Origin of the sequence: Roseibium sp., from assembly GCF_025698965.1 — a bacterium.
GTDB lineage: Bacteria > Pseudomonadota > Alphaproteobacteria > Rhizobiales > Stappiaceae > Roseibium.
In genome coordinates, this window is record NZ_JAILWL010000082.1 from 1 (window position 1) to 16,625 (window position 16,625).

Sequence of the window (16,625 nt, forward strand, 5' to 3'; positions counted from 1 at the left end):
CCAACAGCCAGTTTGTTGTCGATGTGAAATCGACCGGGCTCTTCAACACCGACCCGGTTCTGAAGGCCAATGGCGCCAAGACCGACTATTTCAAAACCGGCCATTCCTACATCAAGCGCCGGGTGACGGATTTGAGCGCGATTGTCGGATTTGAAAAATCCGGCCACTATTTCTTCAACAAGCCGATCGGTCGCGGTTATGACGATGGGCTTGTGTCCGCAATCGCAATCCTGGACATGCTGGATCGCAGTCCGGACAAGACCATGGCCGACCTGCGTCGGGACCTGCCCAAGACCTGGGGATCTCCGACAATGGCCCCGAAATGCGCCGACGAGATCAAGTATGATGTTGTTGACCGGGTGGTCTCAAAATTTCAGGACATGAAGGACAAAGGCGAAACGGTTGCCGGGCGCAAGATCACGGATCTGATCACCGTCAACGGTGTCCGCGTTGTCAGCGACGACGGTACGTGGGGCCTCGTGCGGGCTTCCTCCAACAAGCCGGAGCTGGTGGTCGTTGTCGAGAGCCCCGTTTCGGAAGAACGGCTTCATGAAATGTTCAAGGCCGTGGACGGTGTATTGCGCGAAAATCCGGAAGTTGGCGAATACAACCAGACGCTCTGAGTTTTCGACATTAATGCGAACAGCGGCGGACCGGTCCGCCGCTGTTTTTGCTTTACTCCAAATCATCCCCAAATCTTGCTCAAATCGTGCAATGACTTGCAGGCCAGTGATTGGTTGCCTGAACGGAGAAACATATGCGTCAGGATTTCGGAACGCTTGCCGATGGAACACCGGTTGAAGAAATCACCTTGAAGAAAGGAGCACTTGAGGCGTCGGTGCTCACGCTTGGGGCGATCATCCGGGACCTGAAAGTTGACGGGCAGTCGGTGGTTCTGGGCTTTGATGATCTCGAAAGCTATCTTGAGCATTCGCCTTATTTCGGCGCAATCGTGGGCCGGTGTGCCAACCGGATCGCTGGTGGCAGGCTGACCATCGGCGAAACCCGCCATCAGCTTGACCTGAATGACCGCGGAAACCATTTGCATGGAGGCTCAACGGGGTTTGCCAGACGGGTCTGGCAAGTTGAGCAACATGACAAGGCAAGTGTTTTACTCAAGCTCGTGTCCGACGACGGCGACATGGGGTATCCGGGGCGGGTCGAAACCCTGGTACGCTATACTCTGACCGGATCCGGGGCACTGCGCGTTAAAATCAGTGCGAAGACCGACACGACAACGCCGGTCAATCTGACACAGCACAGCTATTTCAATCTTGATGGCAGCGATACGATCCTTGATCACACTCTGGAGATCGCAGCCGATAGTTATCTTCCAGTAGATGACTACCTGCTCCCGACAGGGGAGATCCGCAAAGTTGAATGGACACCTTTTGACTTTCAGGACGGCCGCAGACTTCGCAGGAAGGTGGGGGAGGAAGCTGTCGTTTACGACCACAATTTCTGTCTCAGCGAAACTCCCCGAAGCCAGGTGGAATTCGCAGCGGCGCTGGAAAGCGGAGACGGTGAGCGAAGAATGGAAGTCTGGACCACCGAACCAGGGTTGCAGTTGTTTGATGCGGCCAATCTCAATGTCGAAGTGCCCGGGTTGAGCGGAAAAAGATATGGCGCGCACGCGGGAGTTTGCCTGGAAACCCAACTTTGGCCTGATGGTGTAAATCGTGCTGGATTTCCAAATGTCCTGCTGCAACCTGACGAGACTTACAACCAAGTCACCGAATTCCGATTTTCTTAAGATGGGCTACAATAAGCTGCAGTTCACGGTGGAAGGTATTCGGGGGGTTCAGTGAAGACGGTTTTTTCTGACATCCAGCTCACGCATGCACCGGCCCAGGAAATCTCCGATGGCGAACTGAAACCCGCTGTCGAGATCCCGAGCCGTGCCGAGATTGTGCTCAAAACCGTCAAGGAACGGCAAGTTGGGGAGGTCGTCTCGCCTGAGGAGTTTCCCATCAGGCCGCTTCATCGCGTTCATTCGCCGGACTACGTTGCGTTTCTGGAAGGATTTTGGGACCGGTGGACCGCAGCCGGTCGAAGCAGCGAAGCCTTTCCCTTTGTCTGGCCGATCCGCAGTCTTCGTCATGACGTTCCGGTTGAGCATATCGATGGTCTGTTAGGCCGATATTCCATGGATGCGGGCACGCCGATCGGAGAACACACCTATAAGGCCGCGCGCGCTTCCACCGACACGGCGCTTACGGCCGCCAAGCTGCTTCTTGACGGCGAAGCGTCGGCATTTGCGCTTTGCCGCCCACCCGGACACCACGCGGGTTCTGATTTCTTTGGCGGCTATTGTTTTTTCAACAATGCAGCTGTCGCCGCCCAGTATTTGCGCGATCAGGGAATGAACCGGGTTGCGATCCTGGACGTGGATTATCATCACGGCAATGGAACCCAGGCACTCTTTTACGAGCGGCCGGATATTCTGTTCCTCTCGATACACGCCGATCCCAAGAATGAATATCCCTACTTCCTGGGCTATGCGGACGAAACTGGCCAACGTGCCGGAACAGGATTCACAAGAAACTGGCCTCTGCCACTGGGCACGGACTGGCAAGGATACTTGTCGGCCTTGGAAGAGGCCTGCCGGTGGCTTCTGGTCTATAAACCCGATGCTCTGATAATCTCGCTCGGCCTGGATTGTTTTGAACAGGACCCGATTTCCGGCTTCAAGTTCAAGAGTGAAGATTACCTCCGGCTTGGCCAGCGTCTGTCGAAAGTGGGTATCCCGACAATCTTCCTTCTTGAAGGTGGCTATGCAGTCGACGCTCTGGGAACAAACTGCGTCAATGTTCTGGAAGGTTTCGAAGGTTAGGGCGCAAGGCGCCTAAAGCAGTCCGTGCCGGTTCAGGTCACTCCTCAGGTCCTCGGGATTTTTGAAATGATGCGCTGTCATGCCAAGGTCGCGGGCAGCCTCGACGTTTTTTAACGAGTCGTCGATGAACAGGCAGGTTTCGGCTTCAAGTCCATTGCGCTGAAGCAAGACTTCATAGATCCGCGAGTCCGGTTTGATCAGCTTTTCTTCAGCCGATACAACGATATCGCGGAAGCTGACCTTGAGAAACGGGAACCGCTCCTGTGCTTCTGCGAATTTTTCTGCTGAAAAATTCGTTATGGCGTAAAGCGGGCAATTCGCTGCTTTCAGCTCCTCCAGCAGTTTGGTGGTTCCGTGAATCTCACCGGGAACCATTTCGTGCCAGCGTTCCGAATAGGCGGTGATCAAGTCTGTCTTTTCCGGATGCTTTTTCGAAAGCGTATCAATGGCTTCCTGCCATGTGCGGCCGAGGTCCTGCTGGATATTCCAGTCTGGCGTGCAGACTGTTTCCAGAAACGACTTGCGGTCTTTTTCGTCGGGAATGAGCTTTCGATAAAGGTGTTCGGGATTCCATTCGATCAGAACATTACCTATATCGAAGACCACGGTCGTGATAGAACTGAACATATTACGATCCGATTATTGCGGGTGGGCACCAGTCGGCGGGAACAGAATTTGTATATATCACCAATTCGTTATGTTGGTTTCGTGGCGATTGCAAAAACAATCGCCTTTCCCATTCTTACATTTTGCATTGCTCTCCTGGCGTCCGCGACCGTTCGGGCGCAAGATGCCGACGACCTGCCTGACAGGCTTCGGCTTGGTGTCGTTATTGCCGCCGAAGAGGGGGCGAGGGAGCGGGTAGAACCCTTCAGGCTTGCGTTGGAAGAAATTGCTGATCTGCCGGTTGATCTGTTTCTGCTGGAAACGATGGGGGAGGCCGTCGAAGCCTTGGCGTCGGGCCGGATCGACTACGCGCGTCTGTCTCCATCAGCCTATGCCGCCACACATCAATTGTGTGCCTGTGTCGAACCGCTTGCAACAGCGGGACCTGACGACTTTCCAGCGCGCTTTTATGCCATTCTCGTCAGCAAGCGTGGTGATCTTAAAAAAACGATTGCCGATCTGAAGGGAACCCGCCTTGCGGTCGGAAACAAACACAATGTTACGGGATACCGCGTGCCGCTGGCGAACCTGGCAGCGGACGGCATCAATGTGCGATCGCATTTCAGCACTTTGGTGGAAGTTCAAAACCCGGTCGAGGGCTTGCGGGCGTTGCTTGAGGGACGGGTTCAGGCAGCTCTGGCATGGTCCACATTGGCAGGCGAAGCCAAGAACGGGTTTACCGCGGGGACGTTGAATGATTTCTATGTTTCGGGGGGACGTGGATTTGAGGATTTCGAGATTGTCTGGAGGTCACCACCCATTCCCTATTCCGCTCACAGCCTGCGCAAGAATTTGCCGGACAGCCTGAAGCGGCGTTTGCGGGCCGGTCTCATGGATCTGCGGAGAGAATCTCCGAGCGCCTATTTGGCAATTGAACCCGATCTTCCGGGAGGTTTCGAGCCTGTCGTTCATGCGGACTATCGACCGCTTTTGCGTACCTACGAAGACAATTATGCTCCCCTGCTGCAGACGAAAAACAGGCCTTAAGACGTGTTTCAAAACAGCATGGACGCATGATCCAACATGCAATGGGTGCGACCTGGAGCCAATCTATCTAATGAGGGTATGACCTAGGCGAGGTTTGGCTGGCTCGCCAGCAAAGCCGAGCTATGCCAACGGATGGTTTCCTCTTCATTCGTCGGAATCACCAGAACCTTGATCCGGGAGTCCGGGCCTGAGATGTCTTCTTCGCCAGTAGCGTTTTTGGCGACATCGATGGATAGCCCAAGCCAATTCTGGTCGGCACAGACCATTCGCCGGATCAAAGCCGAGTTTTCACCAATGCCGCCGGTGAAGACGACTGTATCCAACCCGCCAAGAACAGCCGCCATGGCACCCAGCTCGCGTCGAATGCGGAATACAAAATAATCGATTGCCTCGGCAGCTCTGGGATCCGGACTTTCCGTGAGTGCGCGCATGTCCTGACTGATGCCGGAAAGCCCTTTCAAACCAGATTCCTTGTAGAGAAGATCTGACACATCGGTGGGAGTCATCCCCTTTGTTGCCAGGAGATAGAGCACGACCCCCGGATCAAGCTGGCCGCAGCGTGTCCCCATGGGGAGGCCGTCGAGTGCGGTAAAGCCCATGGTCGACCCGATACTTTGTCCGTTGCGGATCGCACACATGGAGGCGCCATTGCCAAGATGGGCGACGATCACCTTGCCGGCAAAGACATCCGGAGCGGTCTGCTTCAAATACCGGCAGATATATTCATAGGAGAGACCGTGAAATCCGTAGCGGCGAACTCCCTCGTCATAAAGCGACCTGGGTAGAGCGAAAGTATCGTTTACCCAGGGATGGTTGCGATGAAAGGCGGTATCGAAGCAGGCAATTTGCACTGCATCGGGAAATGCTGCGCATGCAGCGTGAATGCCTGCAAGATTGTGAGGCTGGTGAAGCGGGGCCAGCGGTTCCAGGGATTTCAGGTCGGCAATAACCTCAACTGTTAGCAACAGTGGTGCGGCATGCTCCACTCCACCATGCACCACGCGGTGGCCGACGGCATCGATTTTTCGGCCGCCGAGTTCCGATTCAAGGATCGGCAGGAGCGCTGCGAGTGCTCCGGAATGAGTGCCTTCCTGCGCCGTTAACACGCGATCGATGCGGCTTTCTGCGAACTTTGACTTTAGCGTAAGTCGCGGTTCAGCTCCAAGACCGGAGATCTGGCCCTCGAGCTGCGGAACTTCTCCGCAAAAGAGTGTGAACTTGATTGAAGAGGAACCGGAATTCAGGACCAGGATAACCTCGGTCATGTGTCCGATCCCTCGCGATCAAGAACTCCTGCAGGCGCGCCTTTTGCCTGCCAGTGTGTGTAAAGCAGCGCGAGAGCACAGGATGCAAGACGCGCCCGGCCATCATCGGCGCGGCTGGTCAACATGACAGGCACCTTGGCTCCAATCACAAGGCCTGCTGCTTCCGCATGTGCGATAAAGGTCAGTTCCTTGGCCAGCATGTTGCCCGATTCAAGATTTGGGACGATCAACACCTCTGCATGTCCGGCAACCAAAGACGTAATTCCCTTGGTCCGGGCAGCCTGCACATCGATGGCGTTATCCATGGCAAGAGGACCGTCGACAACCGCACCCGTAATCTGTCCCCGTTCCGCCATTTTGGACAGGACCGCAGCATCCAGACTTGAGGGGATCGAAGGGTTCACGGTTTCAATGGCGGACAGGATGCCGACCCTGGGTGTCTCAAGGCCAAGTGCCCGCGCCGCATCGATCGCGTTCTGGGTAATATCGACCTTGGTGTTGAGATCCGGAGAAATATTGATTGCGGCGTCCGAAATCAGTACGGGTGTCTTCCGGCCCGGAATGTCCATGACGAAAACATGGCTGATCCGTCGGCGTGTTCTCAAACCGCCATCCCGTTTGACAACATGATGTAACAGATGATCGGTATGCAGGTGTCCCTTCATGACGGCCTGCACGCGCCCCTCATGAACCATTTCCACGGCTCTTCCAGCCGCTTCCGTTTCGTCTTCTATATCGATCAACTCATAGGGACCCAGGTCTTCGCCGAGGTCCTTGGCGGCCGTTTCAATTCGTTCCGCAGAACCGACAAGTATGGGCCGGATCAAACCTTCACGGCTCGCCATGATCGCACCTTCGAGTGAATTGGGGTCATCCGGCGCAACAACCGCGGTCGGAAGGGCGGGCAGTGTTTTGGCGAGCTCGATCATTCTGTTGAAATGCCGATGCCGTTGCACCAGAACGGCCGGCAGGTTGCTGGCATCGAATTCGATCGTTTCCGTTGGGGCGACCACTTCTGCAACACCTTCAACGAGCCGGGTTCCGTCACCACGCGTAACAGACAGATCAAAAACCACGATGTTGTCGGGCTTCTTCTCAGTCGCCGTAACTTTGACGAGCAGCTTGTCGCCAACGGCGGCCCCCCCCAGAAAGCGGAAGGACTGAAACTTGTAGATAGTACCGGGGCCGGGAAGGATGTTGCCCAGAACCGCTGAGGCGAGGCCTCCGACCCACATGGCAGGGGCGACGGGCTTGTCGATCACACCGTCACCGCTCCAGTCCGTGTCAGGGAGATGAATAGGGTTGTGATTTCCCGATGCGTGCGCAAACACCAGAAGATCGTTGGAAGAACATTCCCGTACGATTTCCGCTGTATCGCCGATTGCTATCTGTTCGTATGTCTTGTTCGTCGCCATCGGACCGTTAATTCCCGTCATGAAAAAGCGCATACTGCGATGCAGCATGCGCTTTGAAAGTAACCGGATTATGCGACGGAACAAATACGGGAGAGTAACTAATTGTGAAGATTGCGAAAATCAGCAGTCATCACACGTCACGGTATCCGTCAAACGAGGCTGAAGATAAAAGGTGTCGCTAAGATTGTAAGCCGTCGCTCGTTGGAAATACTCGGTGAAGATGCCTGAAAACTCCGGTGTGTAGGTCATGCTAGCTTCGCCGACGACAATGGACGTTTCCGGTGAGGCAACCGTGTCCGGCAGGGTGATTGGTGGTTCTGCTCCTGCAACCCACTCATCGCACGTCAATTTGCACTCGCTCCAATCGATGCTAGCGTCGCCGTCTTCATCGAAGGAAACGCTCGCAACGATGATGTTGAGGGTCGTGGTTGTATAGGGCGCTAGAATCTGGTCGCCGATATCGAACATGCTTGAGACTTCGGCAGATGAAACCGACTGTGCCTGAGCGACAAGGTCGGTAACTGAGTTTGCGATGCGACTTAGCTTTCTGTCCTGGTTCAAAAGTCCCGTGGTCTCGACTGCTCCAATGAACAGAACCAGCATGAATGGCAATATCATGGCGAACTCAGTTGCAGCTACACCGTCATGATCGCTTCGAAATTGTCGCACTCGACCCAACGTCGAATGCAGCACTCGAACGAATGTGTCGGTCAGATTAGCTCCAGGGTTCATTTCGAAACACCATTGTTGAGGTGAGGTAACGGGTGTTGCCGGCATCACCCGGATCTAGGCCCAAAGTGGAGGCAAGCATCGGCCATTCGTATACTACGTTCACCACGATGATACTGTTGGCATCCCCCGTATCGAAGCCAAGCGGATTTCTTACTTCGCCGTCATCGTCGTAAAGGTCAGCAGTTGGATCGGCATTCAAAAAGCTGTCTACCGAAGTAACTTCCACGTTTATCCGGTCGAGATCGCACATGAAATCGGGCATGGAATTACAGATCTGAGTTTTGAATTCGGTCTGTGAAATTGCACCGTCTGCAGCCTGACCGGTTCTGATCAGTCTTGATGCGGTGACAACAGCGTTGTCCACCATTCGATTGGCGAAATAGGCAAGCCCGACTTCGATCGTTGCAAGCGCAAGCAAGAAAAATGGCAAACCGACGGCTGCAAATTCAATCGCCGTTGCCCCGCTCAGGTCTTTCCAGAGCTTTCTTCTATTTGCAGGTCTCCTGATTTGCCATTTCGTCCAGCGCATCTGCTTTTCGCCTTTTTTAAATGAAAATGATCACTTGGCACCGCCAGCAGCTTCGATTGCGAGTTCGTTGCGCGAAGTTGCCTGATCTGCGGTTCCTTGGAATGAGGCGACTGAATCGCCGAGGCGCAGAGTTGGTTCACAGACGGGGTTACAAGACAGGGATGCCCGCTCGGATTTACGGTACACAGAAACGACATCGTCATTTGATGCACGGACCGTAATAACTTCATCCACTATCGGCTTGTTGTCAGCGTCCAGAATAACCAGATTGGTTGTTCCATAACTCTTGCCGGTGATAACGACCGTGTTTTCGTCGAACATCGCGACGTCGGCGATAAACGGGTTACCGACAATGACCGCAGCAGCGCCGTCCTCAATGCTAAAGACCTTGGCACGGTCGACGGTCACCATTACGGTATCTTCCTGCGCCATTGCGAGGCTTGCTTGAACGGCAAACACAAGCACGCCTGTCGATCTGAGTAGGTTCTTAAACATGCTTATGGGTACTCCATATGGATCTGTCATGGCGATACCATGCAGCAAACGTGGTGAACGATCTGCTAACATCGGAGCATTTGAAGAGTTTTTCCCAGCAGGCCAGCAACTTGATTGCGGACAAGCAACAGAAATAGTGTAGTTTCATTGAAGGTGCTTCATAAGTGATTTAGAAATATTATCGCATTAGTACTCTCTGTAAGAAGTTATCTCCGGTCGGGGAGGTGGTGTTAAGGTAATTGTTGTAAATTCATTCGAAAAACTGGCATGCAGTACCTTTTTAAGTAAAGTTTAATGGTGAAATTAACACTTCTTTATCTATACTGTTTGTTAACTATAGTTTAGTTTGTTGGCATATTTTCAATATTCATTTTTCAGTTTAACTCATTGGAAAGTTCTCTGTCCTAAGGTCAGCTCATGTTCGAACGGACCGAAGAAGATCCGTCGAACGTGAAGCTGTCAACTCAGTGGTACTTGGAGCAAACACATGAAAAATCTTATTTCTCGTTTCGTAAAAGACGAATCTGGTGCAACCGCAATCGAATATGGTCTAATCGCCGGCCTTCTGTCCATCGTGATCCTGACCGCTGTTTCATTGACCGGTACAACCCTGACAAGCGTATTCACTACTATCAATACCGAACTCGGAAAAGTCTAAGTGACGGCGTTTAATTTCTGTTAGACAAGAATTTGTTTTGCCATTTCGGCAAAACCGAAAACGGGCGAATTTCGCCCGTTTTTTTGTTTCGTCTTCGCTTGCGGAAACTTAACACTTTTTCGCTAAAGTGATCGCCAAACACGGAAATTGTTCGGGACCGCTATGTTAAGTTCAGCTGTATTGGTGATTTTCCCCATGCTTGTGGCATTTGGCGGGGCATCTGATCTACTCACGATGACCATACAAAACCGTGTTTCGATACTGTTGGTGGCTGGCTTTTGCATCTTGGCGCTTGCCATTGGGTTGCCTGCCACGGCGTGGGGATTGCACTTCCTGGCGCTCCTTACAGTATTTGTTCCCTGTTTCTTGTTTTTTGCGGCCGGCTGGATGGGCGGTGGTGATGTTAAATTTATCAGTGCAATAGCTCTATGGATCGGATTTTCCCCTGACCTGATTTCGTTCGTAATGATGGTTGCCTTCTACGGAATGTTGCTGACGTTCGGTCTTTTGATCTTGAGGAACAAGGCGGTCGCATTTGGTTTTTTGATGCGCGCACAATGGTGTGAGAAGCTTCTTGATACCAAAAGCGGTATTCCTTATGGGATCGCAATCGCCTTTTCAGGCTTGCAGATCTATCCGCAAACGATCTGGTTTCAGTACATCAGCTGACGACCAACGTGGCCGAACTGTTTTCGGACGTTCAGTCTGTTTCTCTGAATAGTTGTTTCTCGCATTGATGCATTTCTATCCAATGTGGAGTATACGCGCGCTCGGGTTTCTCAAATTTCGAGCAATTAGTGAGTTGTTTAGTAAAGTTAACAAATATTAACCAAAAACATCCACGCATGATTAACCATGTTTTGACCAATTACCCCTCATTCTAGATGAGAACAGCGCATGTGCGCTTCAAAATATTGGGTTTTGGTCATGAAATTTGCACGGATATTTGTACTTGCAATCGCGGTCGCCGCAGGATTATTGGCGTTCCGAATGGTCATGATGTCTGGCGGTAACGACAAGGAACCAGAGACTGTTCAGGTTCCGGTAGATACCAAAAAAGCCCAGATTTTGGTTGCTTCCAAGGATATTTCGCTTGGAGGAAAACTTTCCAAGGATGACTTTTCCTGGGCTGACTGGCCGGAAGATGCAATTCCCGGCGGATCGGTCACCAAGAAGAAAAATCCCGACGCTGGAGAGCTTTATGTGGGCCGAATCGCCCGCGCACCGATTTTTCAAGGTGAGCCCATTCGCCCCGAACGGCTTATTAATACCGACAAGGGGTTCATGGCTGCGATCCTGCCAAAAGGCAAACGTGCAATCGCAGTTAGCGTTGAAGACAAAACCACTGCGGGTGGCTTCATCCTCCCGGGTGACAAGGTGGATTTGATCCTGACGCGGAAATCGAAGTCAGGTGCGATCAGCGAAACAATTCTGGAAAACATCAGAGTGCTGGCAATCGACAGCACGACGGCGGGTGAGCAAGAAAAGAAAAACCTCTCTCCCAAGAGAACGGCGACGCTCGAGCTGACATTGGCTGAATCGGAGATTGTCGCACAGTCGCAGCAAATCGGAACCATCTCCCTTGCGTTGCGCAGTGCCCAGGACTCCGCTGACGACGCGGATGCCGATCAAAGCCGCCGACGCGGAGTGAGTTACGTGAAGTACGGCGTCACCAGCCAGGCAGGTGCGCGATGAAACAGTCAGAGACGAGAACGTCCGGTGCGAGGGGCGCGATGAAAAACTATCTCAAGAAGTTTATGACAACCGCCGTGATCCTCGGCGCCGCAATTGGCGGTTCCGTATCGCTGGTTCAAGCCGAAAGCAACTTCCCGACACAGGTGCACATTGCGGCGGGCGAAAGGGCAAGTGGCCGGATACTTAATGTAGGTATCGGCCGGTCGGTCGTGCTCAACCTGGCTGAGGACGCCGCGGACGTTCTGGTTTCAAATCCCGAAATCGCGGATGCGGTTCTCAGGACGCCTCGCAGAATATTTGTCATTGGCAACACGGCCGGTCAATCGCGGCTTGTCCTCTTCAGCCGAAGCGGAAGGGAACTTGCAAGCTTCGACATCAGGGTGGAAAAGGACACTTCGGACATTACCCGGATAATCCGGAAACTCATTCCGGGAACAAATATCGCCGCTGAGTCCGTCAATGGCAACGTGATCCTGAGCGGTACGGCAAGGAGCACACTCGAAGCGCAGCAAGCAGCTGATATTGCTGCGAAATTTCAAGGTGCCGGGTCTGGCGTTGACGTCGTCAATCTGATCTCTGTGGAAGGCAAGGATCAGGTGCATCTGAAGGTCACCGTCGCCGAAGTCGAGCGTTCGATCATCAAACAGCTCGGTGTGCAGTTCTCAGGTACGATCGGAGCCGGAAACTGGGCGCCTTTCATGTCCAACCTTCCGAATTTCACCGTGAACCCTTCCATCGTCAACCAGGCGACCGCCGGTGCGACGTTCGCAAGTGGTGCGACCAGTATTACAGCCCAGGTCAAGGCCCTGCAGCGAGACGGTGTGATCCGGACGCTCGCCGAACCGACATTGACTGCAATTTCAGGTGAAAATGCCAGCTTCCTTGCGGGTGGTGAATTCCCGATCCCGATTGCCCAGGAAGACAATACCGTTACTGTCGAATTCAAGAAATTCGGTGTCGGGCTGGATTTCACTCCGATTGTTCTCTCCGGAGGCAGGATCAGTTTGCGGGTGAAGACCGAGGTCAGTGAACTGAGCAATGACGGTGCCGTTTCGGCAGGGGGAATAACGATTTCAGCCCTGAAAGTACGGCGGGCGGAATCGACCATGGAACTGCCATCCGGTGGAACGCTGGTCATGGCGGGTTTGCTCAGCGAGTCCTACCAGCAATCGATCGAAGGTGTTCCTGGTCTGATGCAAATCCCGATCCTGGGATCCCTCTTCAAGAGCCGGGACTTCCTCCGGCAGCAGACCGAACTGGCGGTCTTCGTAACACCCTATGTTGTCAGGCCGGTCGCGCAGAAAGATCTGGTTCGCCCGGACAAGAACCTGATGCCGCCGACGGATGCCGAAACGGTTTTCCTGAACAGACTGAACAAAATCTACAACCCGGCCGGAGCCGTGGCCGATGGAACTTACCACGGCCAGGTAGGCTTCATTTACAAGTGAGGACGGACGGATGATTAAGAACAGAATGGTCCGGGTCGCGACAGCTCACAGATCCGCACTCCTTGTCTTTGGGTGTTTGATGCTCGCAGGTTGTCAAAACCAGTCGCAAACCCAAGGTGAACTGCTCGCTTCAAATGACTACCGGTTGCGGCATCCAATTGTCATTACGGAAGAACCGGAAACACTTGATTTGCCGATCGGCCGCAGCACTCGTTCCTTGTATGGGCCGATTGAAGGCACGATTGCAGCATTTGCGGTTCAGTCCCGGCAGCAAGGCAGCGGCAGGGTGGAAATCCTCGTGCCTTCCGGCGGCGCCAATGAGGCGGCGGTCCACGCTGTTACACCGGAAATCAGACAAGCGCTTCGACGGGGCGGTGTGAGCGGGTCTCACATCAGTACCCGAACATACTCCGTACAGGATCCATCGGCGGATGCACCCATTCGACTGTCCTATGCGCGAATGCAGGCGACTGCGGGGAACTGTGGTGCCTGGCCGAAGAATATCGGCGGTGGGTTCAATCAAAACGTCGACTACGAAAATTTTGGCTGTGCAACGCAATCCAATCTGGCAGCCATGGTGGACAATCCGTCCGATCTGTTGACACCGAGAGCATCAACGCCAGCTGATCAGCAGCGTCGCGCGGTTGTCATTGAAAATTACAGAGAAGGCACCGTGACAGCATCCGACTTCAATGAAGGTGTCGGGGCAGAAGTTTCTGAATAGGTGATAGAATGAGCGCTAATCCAGACTTGAAAGAACTGTCCGGTTATCTGGATCCTGCATCAGAGCCTGCAGAGAACCAGTTTGGCAACGATGAAGCCTCGCATGTTATGAGCATTCCGCGGATTACTATCCACGGCTTCTGTCTGACGGATGCAACCATGCACATTGCTGAATCTGCGATTGACGATCGCAGAATGGCGAAGGCGCATCTTAAACTGGAAATGGGCGGCATTCCGGCGGCCATCAGCACTTTCCAGCAGGCTCCGACTCCGAATTTGATCATCGTTGAAGTCTCCGGGCGAAAAGAGGATTTCATCGGTCAGCTCGATCATCTTGCAGAGTTCTGCGATGCAGGCACCAAGGTAATCGTGATCGGAGACGTCAACGACGTGACACTTTACCGGGATCTCATCTCACGTGGAGTGAGTGAGTATCTGATAACACCGGTAAGCGTCTTTCAGCTGATTGGTGCGATCGGTAATCTTTACACTGATCCGGAAGCAGAACCGCTTGGCCGAACAATCGCCTTTTTCGGTGTCAAGGGTGGTTGCGGTTCATCTACGGTCGCACACAATGGTGCGTGGTCGCTGGCACGCAGGCTGCAGAGCGAAGTCGTTATTACCGACTTGGATCTGCCATTCGGAACCGCAGGTCTGGATTACAACCAGGATCCGTTGCAAGGAGTTTTCGAGGCAATTTCGTCTCCTGAACGGCTGGATGAAACATTCCTGGACAGAATTTTGTCCAATTGCAGCGAACATCTGAGCTTGCTTGCTGCGCCGGCCACGCTGGAACGAACTTACGACCACGAAGAAAAATCATTTGAGCTTCTCCTGGAAACAATGAAGGCGAGCATGCCCCACGTTGTTCTGGATGTACCTCATGTGTGGAATTCCTGGACCAAGCACACGCTTGTGAATGTGGACGAGGTTGTGCTTGTTGCCGAACCGGACCTGGCAAATCTGCGCAACGCAAAAAACCTGGTCGATATGCTGAAACAACTTCGACCGAATGACAGGTCTCCTCAGTTGATTATGAACAAGGTCAACGTTCCGAAGCGGCCGGAGATCAAGCCGGATGAATTTGCCGGAGCACTGGGACTAACGGTTCAGGCATCTATCCCATTTGAACCTCAGCTGTTCGGAACCGCAGCCAACAATGGTCAGATGATTGGTGAGATGGACAGCAAACATTCCGTTGCGCGGATGTTTGACGATCTCGCAAACTCGGTCTCGGGAAAGGCTCAGCCCAGCCCGTCACCACGGTCCGGTCTTGGTGGATTGTTGTCGAAACTGAAGCGTAAGGCCGGCTGACCGGCGCTTTAACGGAGCAGATAGGTCGTTATGTTTGGAAGACGTGGCAGTTCATCGTCTGGTATGCAGACCATCCGGCCCGCAGGCGTGCCCGGGCTCAACGAAACATCCTCTCCGGCAGTGACGGAAGGAACAGCGGAACCCGCTGCGCCGCCGCCACCCGTTCAGGCTGAATCGGCAAAACCGGCTCCTGAACCGAAAGCTGCTCCTACTCCAGAACCGGCGAAAACAGCCGCGCGGCCACGCAAGAAAAACAACGAGTACTACGAAACCAAAGCTGAGATTTTCAACGCGCTGGTCGAGGCAATCGACTTGTCACAGCTGGCGCGTCTGGATGCGGAAGACGCCAGGGATGAAATTCGTGATGTCGTGAACGACATCATTGCTCTGAAGAATGTCATCATGTCCATCTCCGAGCAGGAAGACCTGCTGGAGGATATCTGCAACGACGTTCTTGGTTACGGACCGCTGGAGCCACTGTTGGCACGTGACGATATTGCCGACATCATGGTCAACGGTGCGCACACGGTTTACATTGAAACCCAGGGCAAGGTTGAGCAGACCGCCGTTGCCTTCCGCGATAATGCACAATTGATGAATATCTGTCAGCGCATTGTGAGCCAGGTTGGCAGACGTGTTGACGATGCAAGTCCGATCTGTGACGCGCGTCTTCCTGACGGGTCTCGCGTCAACGTCATAGCGCCACCACTGGCAATTGACGGACCCGCACTGACCATTCGTAAGTTCAAACGGGACAAGCTTACGCTCGACCAGCTCGTCAAGTTCGGATCGATTACGCCCGAAGGAGCGACGATCTTGCAGATTATCGGTCGCTCCCGCTGTAACGTGCTGATTTCGGGTGGTACCGGATCGGGTAAGACGACCCTTTTGAACTGCCTGACGGCTTATATCGAAAACACGGAACGTATCATCACCTGCGAAGATTCTGCCGAGCTTCAGCTCCAGCAGCCGCATGTTGTCCGTCTTGAAACACGTCCGCCGAACCTTGAAGGGGAAGGTGAAATCACCATGCGCGATCTCGTGAAAAACTGTCTGCGTATGCGTCCAGAACGCATCATCGTGGGCGAGGTCCGTGGTCCTGAGGCCTTTGATTTGCTTCAGGCCATGAACACCGGTCACGACGGATCCATGGGGACGCTGCACGCCAACTCGCCGCGTGAAGCTCTTTCCAGACTTGAATCCATGATCACTATGGGCGGGTTCTCTTTGCCCTCCAGGACTTTGCGGGAAATGATCGTGTCTTCGATCGACGTTGTCGTTCAGGCCGCGCGCCTGCGTGATGGTTCACGTCGCATCACTCACGTGACCGAAGTGATGGGTATGGAGGGTGACATCATCACGACACAGGATGTCTTCCTTTATGACATTGTCGGGGAAGATCCGAATGGCAATATCATCGGTCGTCACCGGTCGACTGGTATCGGCAGACCGAGATTCTGGGAGCGGGCACGTTACTTTGGCGAGGAATCCCGCCTCGCTCAGGCGCTTGATGCAGCAGAGTTGACCGAATAAGCAACGGATTGAGGGACTGATGTCCGGATTTGAAGAATTTCTTACCCCTGAGATCACCGGAATCGCGGTTGCGTTTCTGGTCATTGTTGCAGTAGGCGGGGTGATTTACAGTCTTTTTCAGCCATCTTTGTCGGGAACGAAAAAGCGTGACCAAAGGTTGCAGGCGGTATCGGCTCGTCCACAAAACGACAGTCAGCGCAAGCAGTTGCGCGACAATGACCGGCGCAAGAAATCAATTCAGGACCAGTTGAAAGAATTTGAAGATCGTCAAAGAGCTAAACACGACAAGCAACAAAAAATCTCGTTGAAATTGCGGATGGAACAAGCCGGAC

General features: G+C 53.4%; 16 protein-coding genes and 2 pseudogenes. 12 read left to right on the plus strand and 6 right to left on the minus strand.

Going from position 1 to position 16,625, the window contains the following annotated elements:
• The 3 genes and pseudogenes from K5905_RS08980 to K5905_RS08990 all read left to right on the plus strand — a co-directional run.
• Nucleotides 1-623, plus strand: a pseudogene (locus tag K5905_RS08980) (phosphomannomutase/phosphoglucomutase); the annotation flags it as partial.
• A gap of 134 nt (nt 624-757) precedes the next feature.
• Nucleotides 758-1,753 (plus strand): aldose epimerase family protein, encoded by a 996-nt coding sequence (locus K5905_RS08985; protein ID WP_297582704.1) that lies wholly within the window; start codon nt 758-760, stop codon nt 1,751-1,753.
• A gap of 51 nt (nt 1,754-1,804) precedes the next feature.
• A complete protein-coding gene (locus tag K5905_RS08990; protein WP_297582706.1) occupies nt 1,805-2,833 on the plus strand; it encodes a histone deacetylase family protein in 1,029 nt (342 codons plus the stop codon).
• A 12-nt stretch (nt 2,834-2,845) separates the two neighbouring features.
• On the opposite strand, the gene K5905_RS08995 is transcribed toward K5905_RS08990, so the two are convergent.
• Nucleotides 2,846-3,460 (minus strand): HAD family phosphatase, encoded by a 615-nt coding sequence (locus tag K5905_RS08995; protein WP_297582708.1) that lies wholly within the window; start codon nt 3,458-3,460, stop codon nt 2,846-2,848.
• 48 nt (nt 3,461-3,508) lie between these two features.
• Between K5905_RS08995 and K5905_RS09000 the strand changes: the two genes are divergently transcribed.
• Nucleotides 3,509-4,486, plus strand: a complete 978-nt coding sequence (locus K5905_RS09000; protein ID WP_297582710.1) for a PhnD/SsuA/transferrin family substrate-binding protein — start codon at nt 3,509-3,511, stop codon at nt 4,484-4,486.
• An 83-nt stretch (nt 4,487-4,569) separates the two neighbouring features.
• Here K5905_RS09000 and K5905_RS09005 read toward each other — a convergent pair whose 3' ends face one another.
• From K5905_RS09005 to K5905_RS09025, 5 genes are all read right to left on the minus strand, one after another.
• Entirely contained in the window at nt 4,570-5,751 is a 1,182-nt protein-coding gene (locus tag K5905_RS09005; protein WP_297582712.1) for an acetate/propionate family kinase, read from the minus strand.
• Nucleotides 5,748-7,166 (minus strand): bifunctional enoyl-CoA hydratase/phosphate acetyltransferase, encoded by a 1,419-nt coding sequence (locus K5905_RS09010; RefSeq protein ID WP_297582714.1) that lies wholly within the window; start codon nt 7,164-7,166, stop codon nt 5,748-5,750. Before K5905_RS09010 ends, K5905_RS09005 begins: the two co-directional genes overlap by 4 nt.
• Before the next feature lie 120 nt (nt 7,167-7,286).
• Nucleotides 7,287-7,859 (minus strand): TadE/TadG family type IV pilus assembly protein, encoded by a 573-nt coding sequence (locus tag K5905_RS09015; RefSeq protein ID WP_367186954.1) that lies wholly within the window; start codon nt 7,857-7,859, stop codon nt 7,287-7,289.
• A 22-nt stretch (nt 7,860-7,881) separates the two neighbouring features.
• Entirely contained in the window at nt 7,882-8,427 is a 546-nt protein-coding gene (locus tag K5905_RS09020; protein WP_297582717.1) for a TadE/TadG family type IV pilus assembly protein, read from the minus strand.
• 30 nt (nt 8,428-8,457) lie between these two features.
• Nucleotides 8,458-8,922 (minus strand): pilus assembly protein N-terminal domain-containing protein, encoded by a 465-nt coding sequence (locus K5905_RS09025; protein ID WP_297582720.1) that lies wholly within the window; start codon nt 8,920-8,922, stop codon nt 8,458-8,460.
• A 487-nt stretch (nt 8,923-9,409) separates the two neighbouring features.
• On the opposite strand from K5905_RS09025, the gene K5905_RS09030 reads away from it, so the two are divergent.
• From K5905_RS09030 to K5905_RS09065, 8 genes and pseudogenes are all read left to right on the plus strand, one after another.
• Nucleotides 9,410-9,580, plus strand: coding sequence for a Flp family type IVb pilin (locus K5905_RS09030; RefSeq protein ID WP_297582723.1), 171 nt, complete (start codon nt 9,410-9,412; stop codon nt 9,578-9,580).
• A 195-nt stretch (nt 9,581-9,775) separates the two neighbouring features.
• On the plus strand, nt 9,776-10,249 hold the full coding sequence (locus K5905_RS09035) for a prepilin peptidase (RefSeq protein ID WP_297582726.1): 474 nt from the start codon (nt 9,776-9,778) through the stop codon (nt 10,247-10,249).
• Between the two features lie 258 nt (nt 10,250-10,507).
• Nucleotides 10,508-11,275, plus strand: coding sequence for a Flp pilus assembly protein CpaB (gene cpaB, locus K5905_RS09040; RefSeq protein WP_297582729.1), 768 nt, complete (start codon nt 10,508-10,510; stop codon nt 11,273-11,275).
• A gap of 38 nt (nt 11,276-11,313) precedes the next feature.
• On the plus strand, nt 11,314-12,723 hold the full coding sequence (locus K5905_RS09045; protein ID WP_297582732.1) for a type II and III secretion system protein family protein: 1,410 nt from the start codon (nt 11,314-11,316) through the stop codon (nt 12,721-12,723).
• A 10-nt stretch (nt 12,724-12,733) separates the two neighbouring features.
• Nucleotides 12,734-13,447: a CpaD family pilus assembly protein gene (locus K5905_RS09050; RefSeq protein WP_297582737.1), complete on the plus strand. Its 714-nt coding sequence runs from the start codon at nt 12,734-12,736 to the stop codon at nt 13,445-13,447.
• An 8-nt stretch (nt 13,448-13,455) separates the two neighbouring features.
• Nucleotides 13,456-14,760, plus strand: coding sequence for a CpaE family protein (locus K5905_RS09055; protein WP_297582740.1), 1,305 nt, complete (start codon nt 13,456-13,458; stop codon nt 14,758-14,760).
• A 30-nt stretch (nt 14,761-14,790) separates the two neighbouring features.
• Nucleotides 14,791-16,293, plus strand: coding sequence for a CpaF family protein (locus K5905_RS09060; RefSeq protein ID WP_297582742.1), 1,503 nt, complete (start codon nt 14,791-14,793; stop codon nt 16,291-16,293).
• 19 nt (nt 16,294-16,312) lie between these two features.
• Nucleotides 16,313-16,625, plus strand: a pseudogene (locus K5905_RS09065) (pilus assembly protein); the annotation flags it as partial.